Genomic DNA, 14,466 nt, shown 5'->3' with positions numbered 1-14,466 from the left:
TCTTCCGCACTGAAATGGCTGTAGTGGGTTCCCATCGCCTAGCCTCAACCGGGTGATGCACTTGAGGTTAGACAGTGTCGTTACTTTCTTTGTCGCCTTGGACAAAGAAAGTGACCCGGCCGCTTGCGGACGGGAGCTTTGCTTTGAGCTTTGAGCTTTGAAGCTTTCAAAGCCTTCGAACACAGACGCCGCGAGACCGCAGCAGCGCGGTCGCGGCTCACGCCGCTCCTACAGGGGGGGCAGGACAAAGATGTGGCGAGAGGGAGGGACGGCGGTCGCGGCTTTCGAAGCCTTCGAACGACAGACGGCGCCAGACCGCAGCAGCGCGGTCGCGGCTCACGCCGCTCCTACCCTTCGCGATGGTTTCGGGCTTCGATCGATGGCGGAGGCGTTGATTCCTCTGCCCATCCCTTGGTCGCGGCTCACGCCGCTCCTACAGGGGCGCAGGACAAAGACGCGGCGAAGGAGCTAGATGGCGATCGCGGCTTATGACCGCAGGAAACCCTCGTGGGACGCCGCTCCTACCGGCGCCGGGTTCGAGCTTCGATCGGCTACGAAGGCCTTGAGTTTTCTGCGCGTCCCTTGGCCTTGCCGCCGACCGATTTCTCGCCCGCAGCCGGCTCCGGCGCCGCGACCGGCGCCGGCAAATCCGCGGTGCCGGCGGCGCAGGCGCCGCAGACGCGCTCGATCTTGTAGCCCTTGCCGCGCAGCAACTCGATCAGGCCGTCGTCGCCGAGCAGGTGCAGGGAACCGACCACCACCAGGGTGTTGCCCTGACGCGACTCGTCGAGCATTTTCTGCAGTTGCGGCAGCCAGGCCTGATTGCGCTCGACGTTGACGATCCGGTAGGTCTCCGGAGTCTTGTCGCGCATCTCCACCCGCGCCTTCGCGTCCAGCGTCGCCAGGTCGGCGCCGCGCCAGGCGGCGTGCATCTGTTCGAGCATGCCCGGCACCTCTTCGGGCTGGTCGACGAATTCGCGCAGCGCCTTGATCTGCTCCGGCAACGGTCCGGAGTCCATCGCCTGCAACTGCGCGTCCATGCTTTCCAGGCCGGCGGTCGGTTTTTCGGCCGCGGCCGCCTGGCGCATCAGGTACTGGTCCAGGCCCAGCTGCGGGCTGAAGCCCAGCGACTGCGACACGCCCAGCACCAGCGACAGGTTGACGAACCACGGCTCCAGCGGATCGAGCTGGGCCAGCGAGGCGCCGTTCTTGGCCAGCACCCGGTTGAGCTTCTCGCGCAGGTCGGCCGGCAGCACCTGGCTCAGGCTGCGGCCGTCGTCGAAGCGCGCGCGGGCCATGAAGCGCTGCGCCACGCTCGGGTCGAACATCTGCTCCGGCGGCACTTCGAACACCAGCTTGGCCGAATCGGCGAAGGCCCGGTCGACGTCGGCCGCGAGCGGGTAATCGTCCGGACGCAGCAGGTGGAACGAGCCCAGCAGGTAGACCGCGTTGTCGGCGTCGGAGACCTTCCACAGCAGCGGCACCGGCGGCGCCTTCGGCGCGGCCGCGGCGGCCTGGGCGGCGACGGTGGTGGCCGAGGTCAGCGGCGCGCTCAGCAGCACCGCGGCGGTCAGAGGGGCGAGGAACAGCTTCAACAACCGCATGCGCAGAGTCCGGAGAGGCGTTAGGAGGCGTGGGCCGGCGCCGCCGGCTTGTAGGTCTTCTCGCCGGCGGCGATCTCCAGATCGAGCCGGTTTTCCTGCGGCGGCAACGGGCAGGTCGCGTACGCGGTGAACGCGCACGGCGGGTTGTAGGCCTTGTTGAAATCGACCACGACCCCGCCCTGCAGATTGGGCCGGGCGACTTCCAGGAAACGCCCGGCGCTGTAGCTGGTGTGGCCGCTGGTGCGGTCGGCGAACACCAGCAGCAACTGCTCGCCGCCCTGGTCCAGGGCTTCGATGCGGTAGCTGCGGCCGTCGCGCTGGAACTCGATCGCGCCCGGGTTCGGAGTCGGCTCGACGGTGCCGATGATGTTGGCGATCTCCAGGGTCTTGCCGGCCGGATGGGCGACGAACTTGGCGTTGAGTTTCCAGTCCTGCTGCGCCGGCCAGTAGTCGATGCCCTTGAAGCCGGTCAGGGTCGGCGCCTGCGAATGGCGCACGCGCAGGAAATAGCGCTCGCCGCGCTTGATTACGGTCAAGCCGCCCTGGCCCTGGTCGAAACCGATCCGGGTCGGCCCGGCCGGGTAATCGTCGGCGAGCAGGGTCACCGCGCCCTTGAGCGGCTGGTCGTTGAAGGTCAGCGGCGCGCCGCGTTCGGGGATGAAGCGCAGGCGGCCGTTGGCGAGCGAGAGCAGGCCGAAATGCGCCGGTCCCGCGCTCAGGCGGATGCCGTTGTCGGGATCGCTGCCCAGGTAATGCGAGCCCGGCTCGATCGGGTGCAGCCCGATCAGGCTGGCCCAGCCGTCGGGCTTGAGCAGTTCGCTCTTGCGTTGCTCGCGCCACAGTTGCTGGTCGCGGTCGAAGGCCTGGTTGGCGGCGGCGACGCGCTCGGCCTCGCGCTGGCGCGCGGCCTGCTGCTCGGTCGAGTCGCAGGCGGCCAGCGCCGGCAACAGCAGCAGCGCCAGCACGGCGGGCCGGGACGAAGCGGACAACGGCTTGCGCGCAAACGACATCATCAACGCCCTCGCAGGAACCAGCGGTCGATTTCGGGCAGGCTGAAGCGCGCCCAGGTCGGGCGGCCATGATTGCATTGGCCGGAGCGTTCGGTCGCCTCCATCTCGCGCAGCAGGGCGTTCATTTCCGGCAAAGTGAGACGGCGGTTGGCCCGGACCGCGCCGTGGCAGGCCATGGTCGAGAGCAGTTCGTCGCGCGCCGCCGCGACCCGGCGCGATTCGCCGTGCTCGCGCAGGTCGGCCAACACGTCGCGCAGCAAGGCCTCGACATCGCCATGGGCGAGCAAGGCCGGCACCGCGCGCAGGGTCAGCGACTGCGGGCCGCTGCGGGTGACTTCGAAGCCCAGTTGGACCAGGGTCGCTTCTTCGCGCTCGGCGACCTCGGCCTCGCGCTCGGACACCGCCAGCGTCGCCGGCACCAGCAAAGGCTGGGTGCGCAGGCCTTCGCCGTCGTGCGCGCTCTTGAGCTTTTCGTAGCCGATCCGCTCGTGCGCGGCGTGCATGTCGACCACGATCAGGCCTTCGGCGCTTTCGGCCAGCACGTAGATGCCGTGCAACTGGGCGATCGCATAGCCCAGCGGCGGCAGGCTGGCGTCGTCGCTGCTCGGCAAGGCCGGCGCGCCGATCGGCAGGCCGGGCGCCGGCGACGCATAGGCGCTGCCGCTGCCGGCGAGCGAACCGCCGCCGTAGCCCGAGCCGCCCGAGCCAGCGCCGCCGTACAGCGCGGCATAGCCGGCGCGGGTTTCGGCGACCTGCTGCAGGCCCAGCGGCGCGGTCGAACGCCATTGGTAGGCATTGGCCGCAGCCGCCGCGGCGGAGGCGCCGCCATCGGGCGCGACGAAACCGTCGGCGCCCGGCACCTGCGCCGACGGCAGGGTGCCGGCGCGGGTCTCGGCCAGCGCGTCGTTGAGCGTGCGGTAGACGAAATCGTGGATCAGGCGCGCGTCGCGGAAGCGCACCTCGTGCTTGGCCGGGTGCACGTTGACGTCGACCCGGCGCGGGTCCAGTTCCAGGAACAGCACATAGGCCGGCTGGCGGCCATGGAACAGCACGTCGGCATAGGCCTGCTTGACCGCATGGGCCACGCTGCGGTCGCGCACCGCTCGGCCGTTGACATAGAAATACTGCTGGTCGGCGCTGGCGCGGTTGTAGGACGGCTGGGCGATCCAGCCGTGCAGGCGCAGGCCGGCGCCGCTGTGGTCCACGCGCAGGGCGTTGCGGGCGAACTCCTCGCCCAGCGCCTCGCCGATGCGCAGGTCCGACAGCCCGACCTCGACCAGGTCGCCCTCGCCTTTCCAGCGCCGGGTCGGCTTGCCGTTGTGCGATACGCGCAGTTCGACGTCGGGCCGGGCCAGGGCCAACTGGCGCAGCCATTCTTCGATATGGCCCAGCTCGGTGCGCTCGGCCTTGAGGAACTTGCGCCGCGCCGGCACGTTGAAGAACAGGTCGCGCACTTCGACCGTGGTGCCTTGCGGATGCGGCTTGGGCGCGACCTCGCCGACCCGGCCGCCGTCGATCTCCAGCACCGCGCCGCGGTCCTCGCCGATCCGGCGCGAGGACAGGGCGAAGCGGCTGACCGAGGCGATCGAGGGCAAGGCCTCGCCGCGGAAGCCCAGGGTGGTCACGCCTTCCAGGTCGTCGAGCGAGGCGATCTTGCTGGTGGCGTGGCGCGACACCGCCAGCGGCAGTTCGTCGGCGGCGATCCCGGCGCCGTCGTCGCGGATCCGGATCAGCCGTACCCCGCCCTCCTCCAGGTCGATGTCGACCCGGCGCGCGCCGGCGTCGAGCGCGTTCTCGACCAGTTCCTTGACCACGGACGCGGGCCGTTCGACCACTTCGCCGGCGGCGATCTGGTTGATCAGGGTGTCGGGCAGTTGGCGGATGCTCACGGGCGGCGTTCGGTGCGCGGGCACCGGCGGGGGAATGGGAAACGATGATAGCCGCTGCCGGCGCGGCTTCGCGATCCGCAGCTTGCGCCGGGGCGCCGGACCGGGCCGGACTGCGGGTGTCGCGGGCGAAGCAACAGCAACGGCAAAAGCACCCCCCGCGTCCGCTGCGCGGCCGCCGCCCCCTTTGCCAAAGGGGGCAACAACTGCGTCTGCGCCCTATGCGCAGCGTCCTTCAGCCCCGTTTCTCGGCACCGGTTCTCCAAGCACTGTCCAACTTGCCCCCCTTGAACCGCCTGCCTTGAACCGCCTCCCTTGGATCGCCCCCTGAATCGCCTGGCATCGATTCCCCCTTTGAAAAAGGGGGACCAGTGGAGATTTGCCTTTGCCCTGCCTTGCCTTGCTTTGCCTTGCTTCGTTTTGCCTTCGCCCAGCCTCGCCCCCACCGCCGTTGCCGTCGCCACGCCAGCGCCCAAAACGACCGCGGCCCCGATCGCTCGGGGCCGCGCGAGTAGCGTCGATGTCGCCCAGCTCAGGGGCTGCCGCCCCCGCCGAACCCGCCCTGCTGCGCTTCCGCGCGCGCGGCGTACATCGTGCCCGGCGGCGGCTGGCGGGTGAAATAGGTGTTGACCCCTTCCAGCACCGCTCGCGCCAGCGCGCGCTGGTGCGCCGGGTCGGTCAGGCGGCGCTCTTCTTCCGGGTTGGAGATGAAGTTGGTCTCGACCAGCATCGCCGGCATGTCCGAGGTGCGCAGCACGGCGAAGTTGGCGCGCTCGATGTTCGGCTTGTGGTTGCGGCCGAGCTGGCGCAGGCCGTCGAGCACGTGCCCGGCGGCGTCTTCGGAGGCTTTCATGTGACCGCTCTGGGTCAGATCGAGCAGCACCGAGGTCAGGGTGTTGTCGGATTGCGGCAGGCGCGCGCCGCCGATCAGGTCGGAGGCGTTTTCCTTGTCCGCCAGCCAGCGCGCGCGCTGCGAGGACGCGCCTTTCAGCGACAGCACGTAGACCGAGGAGCCGTTCGCCGAGCGGTTCTCGGCGGCGTCGGCGTGGATCGAGATGAACATGTCCGCCTTGGCGTGGCGCGCCAGCTGGGCGCGGCGCGGCAGCGGAATGAACACGTCGGTGTCGCGGGTCATATAGGCCTTCAGCCCCGGCGTGGCGTTGATCTGGCGCGCCAGTTCGCGGCCGATCGCCAGGGTCACGTCCTTTTCGCGCTTGCCGGCCAGGCCGATCGCGCCGGGATCCTGGCCGCCGTGGCCGGGATCGATGGCGATGATCAGCGGGCGCATGCCGCGGCCGCGCATCACGTCCTTGAGCGTCTTGACCGCGCCGGGCGGCGGCACCGCCTCGGCCGGCGGCACGTTCGCCGGCGGCGCGACGCTCGCGGCCGACGGCATCGGCGCGGGCACGCCGGTGGCGACGCGGGTCGGAACGCCGGTGGCGATGCGGGTCGGCACCCCGGTCGCCACCGCGCCCGGCACCGGCGCCTGTGCGGCCTGCTCGAACACCGCCTGGGTGGCGGCGCGTTGGGCGGGCGTCGGTGCGGCAGCCAGGTTGTGCGTTGCGCCGGCCGGATTCGCCGCCGGCGACGCCGCCGCAGCGGCAGCGGCGGCCGGCGGCGGGTTGGCGAGGTTCGGCGCAGGGGCGCCCGGCGCCGCGGCACCGCGCGCGGCGAGTTCGGAAATCAGCTTGCTGGTGGCCGCGTTCGAGGCCAGCGCGGGATCCGGCTCGTCAGCCGCGGACGCCACGGTCTGGGCGGGAGCGGCCGCAACCGGCGCCGGCGCGGCCGGCTTGGGCTGCGCCGGCGCGTGCGCGGCGGCCGGCTTCGGCGCGACGGCCGTTTCGTTGCCGTCGCCCGGCCATTCCAGCACCAGGCGCGAACCGCCGGCGCCCTGCTCGATACGCGGCTTCAGCGTCGCCACCGGCTGGGCGAGGTCGAACACGATGCGTGCGGTGCCGGGCTGCGGCTCGCCGGTGCGCACCGCCTTGACGATGCCGGCAGCGGCAGGAAGCTTGAAGGTTTTGCCCAGACGCGAGGCCGGCAGGTCGACCACCAAGCGGTCGGGGCCCTTCAGGCTGAGCACCTTGTACTGGCCGGCGCCGTCGAGAGCGATCTCGGCGCGAGTGCCGGTGGCGCCGTTGCGCAGCTCTAAGCCCTTGATTTCGCTTGCATGTGCGAGATTCCAGGCCAGCGCCGCCAGCAGCGCTAGACCGAGCAGGAACTTCTGGACGGTGGCCCCTTTGACTCGCATGGGCATAAGTCAAGCACCGGAAAATCACAATTGCAAGCATTTTTTCCTTGCAAATCCGGTACCTGGGGGCACTTCCTAGGGAATCGTTCAGGAGTCCGCCGCAAGCCCCTGGGGACCGGTGTCCGCCGCCAGGCCGGCCAGCCAGGCCGCTCCGCCCGCCGAATCGGCCGCCAACTCGGCGCGGCGCCCGGCGCCACCGTCGGCCACGGCCAGGTCGATGCGTAGGTCGGCCGGGGGCAGCCAGCCGCGGCCGCGCTCCGGCCATTCGACCAGCCACAGCTCGGCCTCGCCGCCGTCCAGGCCGAGAAACTCCAGCTCGCCGGCGTCGCCGATCCGATACAGATCCAGATGCCAGGCTTCGCGCCCGCCGGCCAAGGGATAACGCTCGACCAGGGTATAGGTCGGACTGCGGATCGCGCCGCGCACGCCGAGCGCGCGCAACAGCGCGCGCGCCAGGGTCGATTTGCCCGCGCCGAGATCGCCGTGCAGATGCACCCGCAATACCGCGCCCTCGCCTTGCGGCCGGGTGCGCGCGAGCGCGGCGCCGAGCGCGTCGGTAGCGTCGGCGTCGGCGAGCGTGAGGGTCGTGCGCGCTGCGGTCATCGCGCGATTCTAAGCCGCGCCGCGCGGATTGGCGCAGCGCCGCAGCCACGGCATCAGATCGCTCGGCAACAAACCGCGCTCGCCGCCGTCGCGCGCGGCTTGGTCGCCGGCGACGGCGTGCAGCAAGGCGCCGCACGAGGCCGCATCGAACCCGTCCAGGCCTTGCGCGAGCAAGGCCGCGACCACGCCGCTGAGCACATCGCCCATGCCGCCGACCGCCATGCCCGGGTTGCCGGCGCCGATCACGCGCGTGCGCCGTCGCGGCGCCGCGACCAGGCTGCCGGCGCCCTTCAGCACCACCGCGCAACCGTAGCGTTCGGCGAGCGCACGCACCGCGGCGAAACGGTCGTCCTGCACGTGTGCGGTATCGCAACCGAGCAGGCGCGCGGCCTCGCCCGGATGCGGCGTCAGCACGCAGTCCGCCGGCAGCGCCTGCGGCTGCGCGGCGAGCAGGTTGAGCGCATCGGCATCGAACAGGCGCGGCTTGGCGCAAGCCAGGACGCGCGCGTACAGCGCGCGGCCCCAGGCCTGTTGGCCCAGGCCGGGCCCGATCGCGACCGCGTCGGCCGCGTCGAGCGCGGCGTCCAGCTCGGTACCGTTCGGAGCGCTGCCGTTCGGAGCGTTGCCGTCCTCGACCGCACGCGGCATCGCTTCGGGCAGGCGCGCCAGCATCGGCGCGACGTGCGCCGCGCGCGTCGCCGCATCGAGCAGGCCCGCGCCGCTGCGCAACGCCGCCTGCGCGCACAGCAGCAAGGCGCCGCCGTGGCCGTGGTCGCCGCCGACGCACAGCACTCGGCCGTTGCGGCCCTTGTGGCTGTCGCGCCGGCGCGGCCGCAGCCAGCGGCCCAGGTCGTCGGCGGCCAGCGCTTCGGCCACGGCCTCGATGCCGTAACGCTCCGGCAGCAGTTGCAACGGCGCCAAGGCCAAGGCTCCGGTGTGATCGAGCGCGGCGCCGCTGCGCAAACCGGCCTTGGGCGCGATGAACTCCAGGGTCCGCTGCGCAGTCACCGCCGCGGCGTGGGCGCGGCCGCGGTCGGCGTCGACCCCGCTCGGCGCGTCCAGCGCCAGCACCGGCGCCGGGTGCGCGTTGATCGCCGCGATCAGCGCCGCCGACGCCGCATCCGGCGCGCGCGACAGACCGATGCCGAACAAGGCATCGACCACCACGTCCGCCGCCGGCAGCGCGCCGTCGAACTCGAGCGCGGCGCCGCCGGCCTGCGCGTACTCGGCCGCGGCGCGGCGCGCCAAGGCGCTGCGCGGCGCGTGCTCGGGCAGGCGCAGCACGGCGACCTCGCGACCGCTCTGCCGGGCCAGGGTCGCCAGCACGTAGCCGTCGCCGCCGTTGTTGCCGGGGCCGCACACCACCAGCAGCCGGAACGCGCGCGTCCACTGGTTCAGCAACTCGCGCCAGGCGGCGGCCCCGGCGCGCTGCATCAGCGCGTAGGCGTCGCCCAGCTCGGCGGCGGCGCCGGCCTCGATCGCCCGCAGCGCGGCGGCATCGTACAGCGCCCGCGGCGGCGCCGCGGCGGCGGCCGCGCTTGCGCCAGCGGCCGGTTCGGCATTGCGATCGTTCGGCGACATGGCCGGATTCTATACTTGCCGGATCGTGAGCCAGCCCGACGCCCGTTCCGCTTCGCCCCTCGCCGCGCCCACGGCGGCGCCCGACTACGCGGCGCTGGCCGCGCGGATCCGCGCGCTGGCGGGCGAATTCGGCTTCCAGCGGTGCGGCATCGCCGGGATCGAACTCGGCGACGACGAGGCCTACCTGCTCGACTGGCTGGAACAGGGCCTGCACGGCTCGATGGACTGGATGGCGCGCCACGGCGAGCTGCGCGGCCGGCCGGACCGGCTGCTGCCCGGCACCGTGCGGGTGATCTCGGTCGGCCTGGACTACGGCCGCCGCGACGACGAGGACGCCTGGGCGACCCTGGCCGACCGCGAACGCGCCTACGTCGCCCGTTACGCGCTCGGCCGCGACTACCACAAGCTGATGCGCCAGCGCCTGCAACGCCTGGCCGACCGCATCGCCGGGGTGGTCGGCCCGTTCGGCCATCGGGTGTTCGTCGACTCGGCGCCGGTGCTGGAGCGCGCGCTGGCGCGCAACGCCGGGCTGGGCTGGATCGGCAAGCACACCTGCCTGATCGACAAGGACGGCGGCTCGTGGTTCTTCCTCGGCGAGATCTACGTCGACCTGCCCTTGCCGATCGACGCGCCGGCCAGCGCCCATTGCGGCACCTGCACCCGCTGCATCGACATCTGCCCGACCCAGGCCATCGTCGCTCCGCACCGGCTCGACGCGCGCCGCTGCATCGCTTACCTGACCATCGAGCACGAGGGCGCGATTCCCGAGGAACTGCGCCCGGCGATCGGCAACCGCATCTTCGGCTGCGACGACTGCCAACTGGTCTGCCCCTGGAACAAGTTCGCCAAGCGCAACGACGAGCCGGACTTCCGCGCCCGCAACGGGCTCGACACGGCCAGCCTGGCGCAGTTGTTCGCCTGGGACGAGGACGAGTTCCTGCGCCGCACCGAAGGCTCGGCGATCCGCCGCAGCGGCCACCAGCGCTGGCTGCGCAATATCGCCGTCGCGCTAGGCAACGCGCCGGCCACGCCGGAGACGATCGCCGCGCTGCGCTCGCGCCGCGATCATCCCAGCGCGCTGGTGCGCGAGCACGTCGAGTGGGCGCTGGCGCGGCACGGCGCTGCGTGAGTCGCGACGCTGCTCGGCGCCAACGTCATCCTCGCTCTTGCTGCAAGCGCTTGGCATAGCATCGCACTCGCCAGACTCCCGCTAGAACCCCTGGACCCGAAGGGCGGCGCACAGGACGTGCGCCCCGCCGCTGAACAGCACGACTCGATAAGACAGCGATGTCTTGTCGAAACATCCCGGCGCAGACATCGAACTCGCAGGGGAGCTTCGCGCGCTGCGCTCTGCTTTGGTGACTTTTGGCCGAAGCAAATCCGGTGGGACTTTTGCGGCGCCAAAAGAAAGTTACCCGCCCGCTTGCGGGCGGAAGCCTTGCTCTTGAGGCCTCGAACGACAGACGTCGCGAGACCGAAGCGGCGCGGTCGCGGCTAACGCCGCTCCTACAGCCGAGCGGTGCGGCGTTCAGCCGCGCAGCTTGCGCAACAGCTCGCGGGTCACCGGGTCGTCGGCCTCGGCTTCGCCGGCCAGCGCCGGCAGCAGCTTGCTGGCGACCTGCTTGCCGAGTTCGACGCCGAACTGGTCGAAGGCGTTGATGCCCCAGAACACCGACTGCAGATAGACGCTGTGCTCGTACATCGCCAGCAGCGCGCCCAGCGACTGCGGGGTCAGCGCGTCGAGCAGGATCGTCGTGCTCGGACGGCCGCCGGCGTAGGCGCGGTGCGGGTCGTCGCTGGCCTTGCCGTTGGCGAAGGCTTCGGTCTGGGCCAGCAGGTTGGCGTGCAGGGCGCGATGGTTCTGCGGGTACGGCGCGTCGGCGCGGACCACGCCGATGAAATCCGCCGGCACGATCGACGTGCCCTGGTGCAGGGCCTGGAAGAAGCTGTGCTGGGTGTCGGTGCCGACCCCGCCCCACCATACCGGCACGGTATCGCCGGCCACGGCCGAGCCGTCCAGGCGCACCGACTTGCCCAGGCTCTCCATCACCAACTGTTGCAGGTAGTTCGACAGCAGCTTGAGCCGGTCGTCGTAGGCCAGCACCGCCTGGGTGGCGTAGCCCAGGCCGTTGCGGTTCCACACCGCGGTCAGCGCGTGCCAGGCGGCCAGGTTGCGCGGCAGCGGAGTCTCCAGCACGTGCGCGTCCATCAGCGCGGCGCCGGCGAGGAAGTCTTCGAACGCGTCCATGCCGATGGCCAGCGCGATCGGCAGGCCCACCGCCGACCACAGCGAATAGCGGCCGCCGACCCAGTCCCACATCGGCAGCAGCCGCTCCGCCGGGATGCCGAACGCGGCGCCGGCGCGCTCGACGTTGGCGCTGATCGCGTACAAGCGCGAGGCGTCGCCGAGCCAGTCGCGCAGGATCGCGCCGTTGAGCAGGGTTTCCTGGGTGCCGAAGGTCTTGGAGATCAGCAGCGCGGCGGTGTGCTTGGGGTCCAGCCCGGCCAGCAGGCGCTGGGCGGCGTGGCCGTCGACGTTGGACAGGAAGTGGACCCGGAACCGGCCCGGGGTCGCGCCGCTGAGCGCATCCACGGCCAGGCGCGGGCCGAGATCGGAACCGCCGATGCCGACGCTGACGATGTCGGTGACCTCGCTGGCGCTCAGCGCCTCGATCGTCGCGCGCATGCGCCGGCGCGCTTCCAACGCCTGGCGGTGCGCGGCGCGGGCGGTCTCGCTGGCCGACAGGTCGCCGCGCAGGGCGGTGTGCAGGGCCGCGCGGCCCTCGGTGAGGTTGACGGTTTCGCCGTCGAACAGCGCCCGCAGGCGCTGCTCGCTGCGCGCCGCCGCGGCGGCGCGGAACAGCCAATCCAGCGCGGCGCGATCGTAGCGCTGGCGGGCGAAGCTGGCATAGACCGGCCCGACCTGGAGAGCGAAATCCGCGGCGCGGGACGGATCGGCGGCGATCAGCTGCGCCAGCGGGGTGATGCCGACGCGCCCGACCTCGGCGCGTAGCTCGTGGAGTCGGACGTCATCGCTCATCGTGTGCGAGGGCTCTGTTGGGGCCGGTCGGTCAGGCGGCGGCCTGTGCCGGCATCGAGTGGTTGGTATGGGTCAGCTGGTTGTGCCGGTCCACGTACACCAGGGTCGGCTTGTACTTGGCCGCCTCGGCCTCGTCGCAGATCCCGTAGGCGCAGATGATCACCAGATCGCCGGGCTGGGCCTTGTGCGCGGCCGCGCCGTTGACCGAGATCACCCCGCTGCCCTCTTCGCCGCGGATGGCGTAGGTGGAGAAGCGGTGGCCGCTGTTGATGTTGTAGATGTGGACCATCTCGTATTCGCGGATGCCGGAGATGTCCAGCAGGCGACCGTCGATCGCGCAGGAGCCTTCGTAATGCAGCTCGGCGTGGGTGACGGTGGCGCGGTGGATCTTGGCCTTGAGCAGATTCAGTTGCATGGTCGTTACTCCGTCCGCAGACGCGCGGGCGCGAAAGGCCAGAAGTCTAGCAGCGCATGGCGCGCTGCAACATGGCCCCGGGGCCTCGCCGGCGGAACGGAGATTTCCCGTTCAGCCCGGACCCCGGCCGGCCCGCCGGCGCCGCCTCCCGGGCCGCCGGCGGTCCTGTTCAGGCCTCGAATTCGAGGTTGTCGATCAACCGGGTGCGGCCCAGCCGGGCGGCGATCAGGGCCACCCGCGCCGGTTCGCCCGGATCCTGCTCGGGCAGGCCCAGGTCGGGCCGGCGCAGCACCGCGTAATCGACCTCGAACCCGGCCGCGCGCAGGCGTTCGCCGGCTTCGGCCTCGATCGCCGCGCGAGGCTCGCCGGCCTGGGCCGCCTGGCGCATCCACTGCAGGCAGCGGTGGATCTCGACCGCGCGCGGGCGCTCGGCTTCGGACAGGTACTGGTTGCGCGAACTCAGCGCCAGGCCGTCGGCCTCGCGCCGGGTTTCGGCGCCGACGATCTCGATCGGGAACGCCAGGTCGCGGACCAGGTAGCGAATCACCGCCAGTTGCTGGTAGTCCTTGCGCCCGAACACGGCGACGTCGGGGCGGACCTGGTTGAACAGCCGCGCGACCACCGTCGCCACGCCGTCGAAATGGCCCGGGCGATGCGCGCCTTCCAGGGTGTCGGTGACCCGCGGCACCCGCACCTGCACGGTGTGCTCGACCCCGAACGGGTACATGGTTTCGACCGTCGGCCGCCACAGCAGGTCGCAGCCGGCGGCGCGCAGGCCATCGGCGTCGGCTTCCGGCGTGCGCGGGTAGCGGCCGTAGTCTTCGTTGGGGCCGAACTGGGTCGGATTGACGAACACGCTGGCCACGACCCGGTCGGCGCGCTCGCGCGCGAGCCGGATCAGCGAATGATGGCCTTCGTGGAGATTGCCCATGGTCGGCACGAAGGCGACGCGCTGGCCGGCCATGCGCCAGGCGCCGAGGGTGGCGCGCAGGGCGCCGAGTTGATCGACAGTCAGCATGAGGTACTCGAAGAAATATCCGCCGGGGCGGAGCGCGAATCCCTGCGCGATGACGTCCGGAGCGAGCCGCGGATGCGGCTCAGTCGTAGGAATGGGCGGCGTCGGGGAAGGCGCCGCTGCGCACCGCCTCGGCGTAGGCGGAGAACGCGCCGGCGACCGAACCGCCTTCGGCGAGGAAATCCTTGACGAACTTGGGCCGGCGATGGCCGGAATTGACTCCGAGCAGGTCGTGCAGCACCAGCACCTGGCCGTCGCACTGCGGGCCGGCGCCGATGCCGATGGTGGCGATGCGCAGGTCGGCGCTGATCGCGGCGGCGACCGCGGTCGGCACGCATTCCAGCACCAGCAGTTGCGCGCCGGCCTCCTCGACCGCGCGCGCGTCTTCGCGCAGGCGCGCGGCGGCGGCTTCGTCGCGGCCCTGGACCTTGTAGCCGCCCAGGCGCAGCACCGACTGCGGGGTCAGGCCGAGGTGGCCGCAGACCGGAATCTCGCGCTCGACCAGGAAACGGATCACTTCCAGCTTGTGCGCCGCGCCCTCGATCTTGACCATCGCCGCGCCGGCCTGGAGCAGGCGGGTGGCGGCGTCCAGCGCGCGTTCGGGGGTGGCGTCGGACTGGAACGGCAGGTCGGCGATCAGCAGCGCCTTGCTCAGGCCGCGGGCGACGCAGGCGGTGTGGTAGGCCATGTCGGCGACGGTCACCGGCAAGGTGCTGTTATGGCCCTGCGCGACCATGCCCAGCGAATCGCCGACCAGGACCAGGTCGACCAGCGCGTCCATGGTGCGGGCGAAGCTGGTGTCGTAGGCGGTCAACATCACCAGCTTGTGGCCGTCGCGCTTGGCGTCGGCGAGCATGGGCACGGTCCAGGCCTTGGCGGCCGGCTTGTCGGTGGAAGCCGAGGTGTACATGGGCGACTCGTCCGGTGGCGACGGACGTCTGTGGGGTGGCGCCATAACTTAACAGGTTGCCGCGCGGCCGCGGCCTCCGCTGGCGCAACACAGCCGGCTCGACCGGCGGCGGCAAACCCGCGTCCTCGCCCGCCCGCCGGGTCCGCTCAGC

General features: G+C 71.5%; 11 protein-coding genes. 1 reads left to right on the top strand and 10 read right to left on the bottom strand.

The features are described from left to right. Positions 1 to 551 precede the first annotated feature (551 nt). The 6 genes from AC3A57_RS19585 to AC3A57_RS19560 form a co-directional block, all read right to left on the bottom strand. Positions 552 to 1,604: a TraB/GumN family protein gene (locus AC3A57_RS19585; protein ID WP_487580437.1), complete on the bottom strand. Its 1,053-nt coding sequence runs from the start codon at positions 1,602 to 1,604 to the stop codon at positions 552 to 554. Positions 1,605 to 1,624: 20 nt separating this feature from the next. Then, positions 1,625 to 2,593 (bottom strand): DUF1684 domain-containing protein, encoded by a 969-nt coding sequence (locus tag AC3A57_RS19580; protein WP_487580436.1) that lies wholly within the window; start codon positions 2,591 to 2,593, stop codon positions 1,625 to 1,627. Positions 2,594 to 2,616: 23 nt separating this feature from the next. Next, positions 2,617 to 4,503, bottom strand: coding sequence for a DNA mismatch repair endonuclease MutL (mutL, locus tag AC3A57_RS19575; protein ID WP_487580435.1), 1,887 nt, complete (start codon positions 4,501 to 4,503; stop codon positions 2,617 to 2,619). 529 nt (positions 4,504 to 5,032) lie between these two features. Beyond that, a complete protein-coding gene (locus tag AC3A57_RS19570; RefSeq protein ID WP_487580434.1) occupies positions 5,033 to 6,757 on the bottom strand; it encodes an N-acetylmuramoyl-L-alanine amidase in 1,725 nt (574 codons plus the stop codon). Between the two features lie 81 nt (positions 6,758 to 6,838). Beyond that, complete coding sequence (tsaE, locus tag AC3A57_RS19565) at positions 6,839 to 7,354, bottom strand: tRNA (adenosine(37)-N6)-threonylcarbamoyltransferase complex ATPase subunit type 1 TsaE (protein WP_487580433.1); 516 nt, start codon at positions 7,352 to 7,354, stop codon at positions 6,839 to 6,841. A gap of 9 nt (positions 7,355 to 7,363) precedes the next feature. Then, on the bottom strand, positions 7,364 to 8,935 hold the full coding sequence (locus AC3A57_RS19560) for an NAD(P)H-hydrate dehydratase (protein WP_487580432.1): 1,572 nt from the start codon (positions 8,933 to 8,935) through the stop codon (positions 7,364 to 7,366). Between the two features lie 25 nt (positions 8,936 to 8,960). On the opposite strand from AC3A57_RS19560, the gene queG reads away from it, so the two are divergent. Beyond that, positions 8,961 to 10,064 carry a tRNA epoxyqueuosine(34) reductase QueG gene (gene queG / locus AC3A57_RS19555; RefSeq protein ID WP_487580431.1) on the top strand — a complete coding sequence of 368 codons (1,104 nt, stop codon included), beginning with the start codon at positions 8,961 to 8,963 and terminating at the stop codon, positions 10,062 to 10,064. A 399-nt stretch (positions 10,065 to 10,463) separates the two neighbouring features. Here queG and pgi read toward each other — a convergent pair whose 3' ends face one another. The 4 genes from pgi to panB form a co-directional block, all read right to left on the bottom strand. Beyond that, a complete protein-coding gene (gene pgi, locus AC3A57_RS19550) occupies positions 10,464 to 11,975 on the bottom strand; it encodes a glucose-6-phosphate isomerase (RefSeq protein ID WP_487580430.1) in 1,512 nt (503 codons plus the stop codon). 31 nt (positions 11,976 to 12,006) lie between these two features. Then, positions 12,007 to 12,390 carry an aspartate 1-decarboxylase gene (gene panD / locus AC3A57_RS19545; RefSeq protein ID WP_064748098.1) on the bottom strand — a complete coding sequence of 128 codons (384 nt, stop codon included), beginning with the start codon at positions 12,388 to 12,390 and terminating at the stop codon, positions 12,007 to 12,009. Positions 12,391 to 12,559: 169 nt separating this feature from the next. Next, entirely contained in the window at positions 12,560 to 13,408 is an 849-nt protein-coding gene (panC, locus tag AC3A57_RS19540) for a pantoate--beta-alanine ligase (RefSeq protein ID WP_487580429.1), read from the bottom strand. 79 nt (positions 13,409 to 13,487) lie between these two features. Further along, positions 13,488 to 14,315, bottom strand: coding sequence for a 3-methyl-2-oxobutanoate hydroxymethyltransferase (gene panB / locus AC3A57_RS19535; RefSeq protein WP_487580428.1), 828 nt, complete (start codon positions 14,313 to 14,315; stop codon positions 13,488 to 13,490). Positions 14,316 to 14,466 lie beyond the last annotated feature (151 nt).

The organism is Lysobacter sp. Soil_C_15, assembly GCF_057657315.1.
The sequence above is the reverse complement of the archived record's forward strand: the minus strand, read 5'-3'. Positions and strand labels throughout refer to the sequence as shown.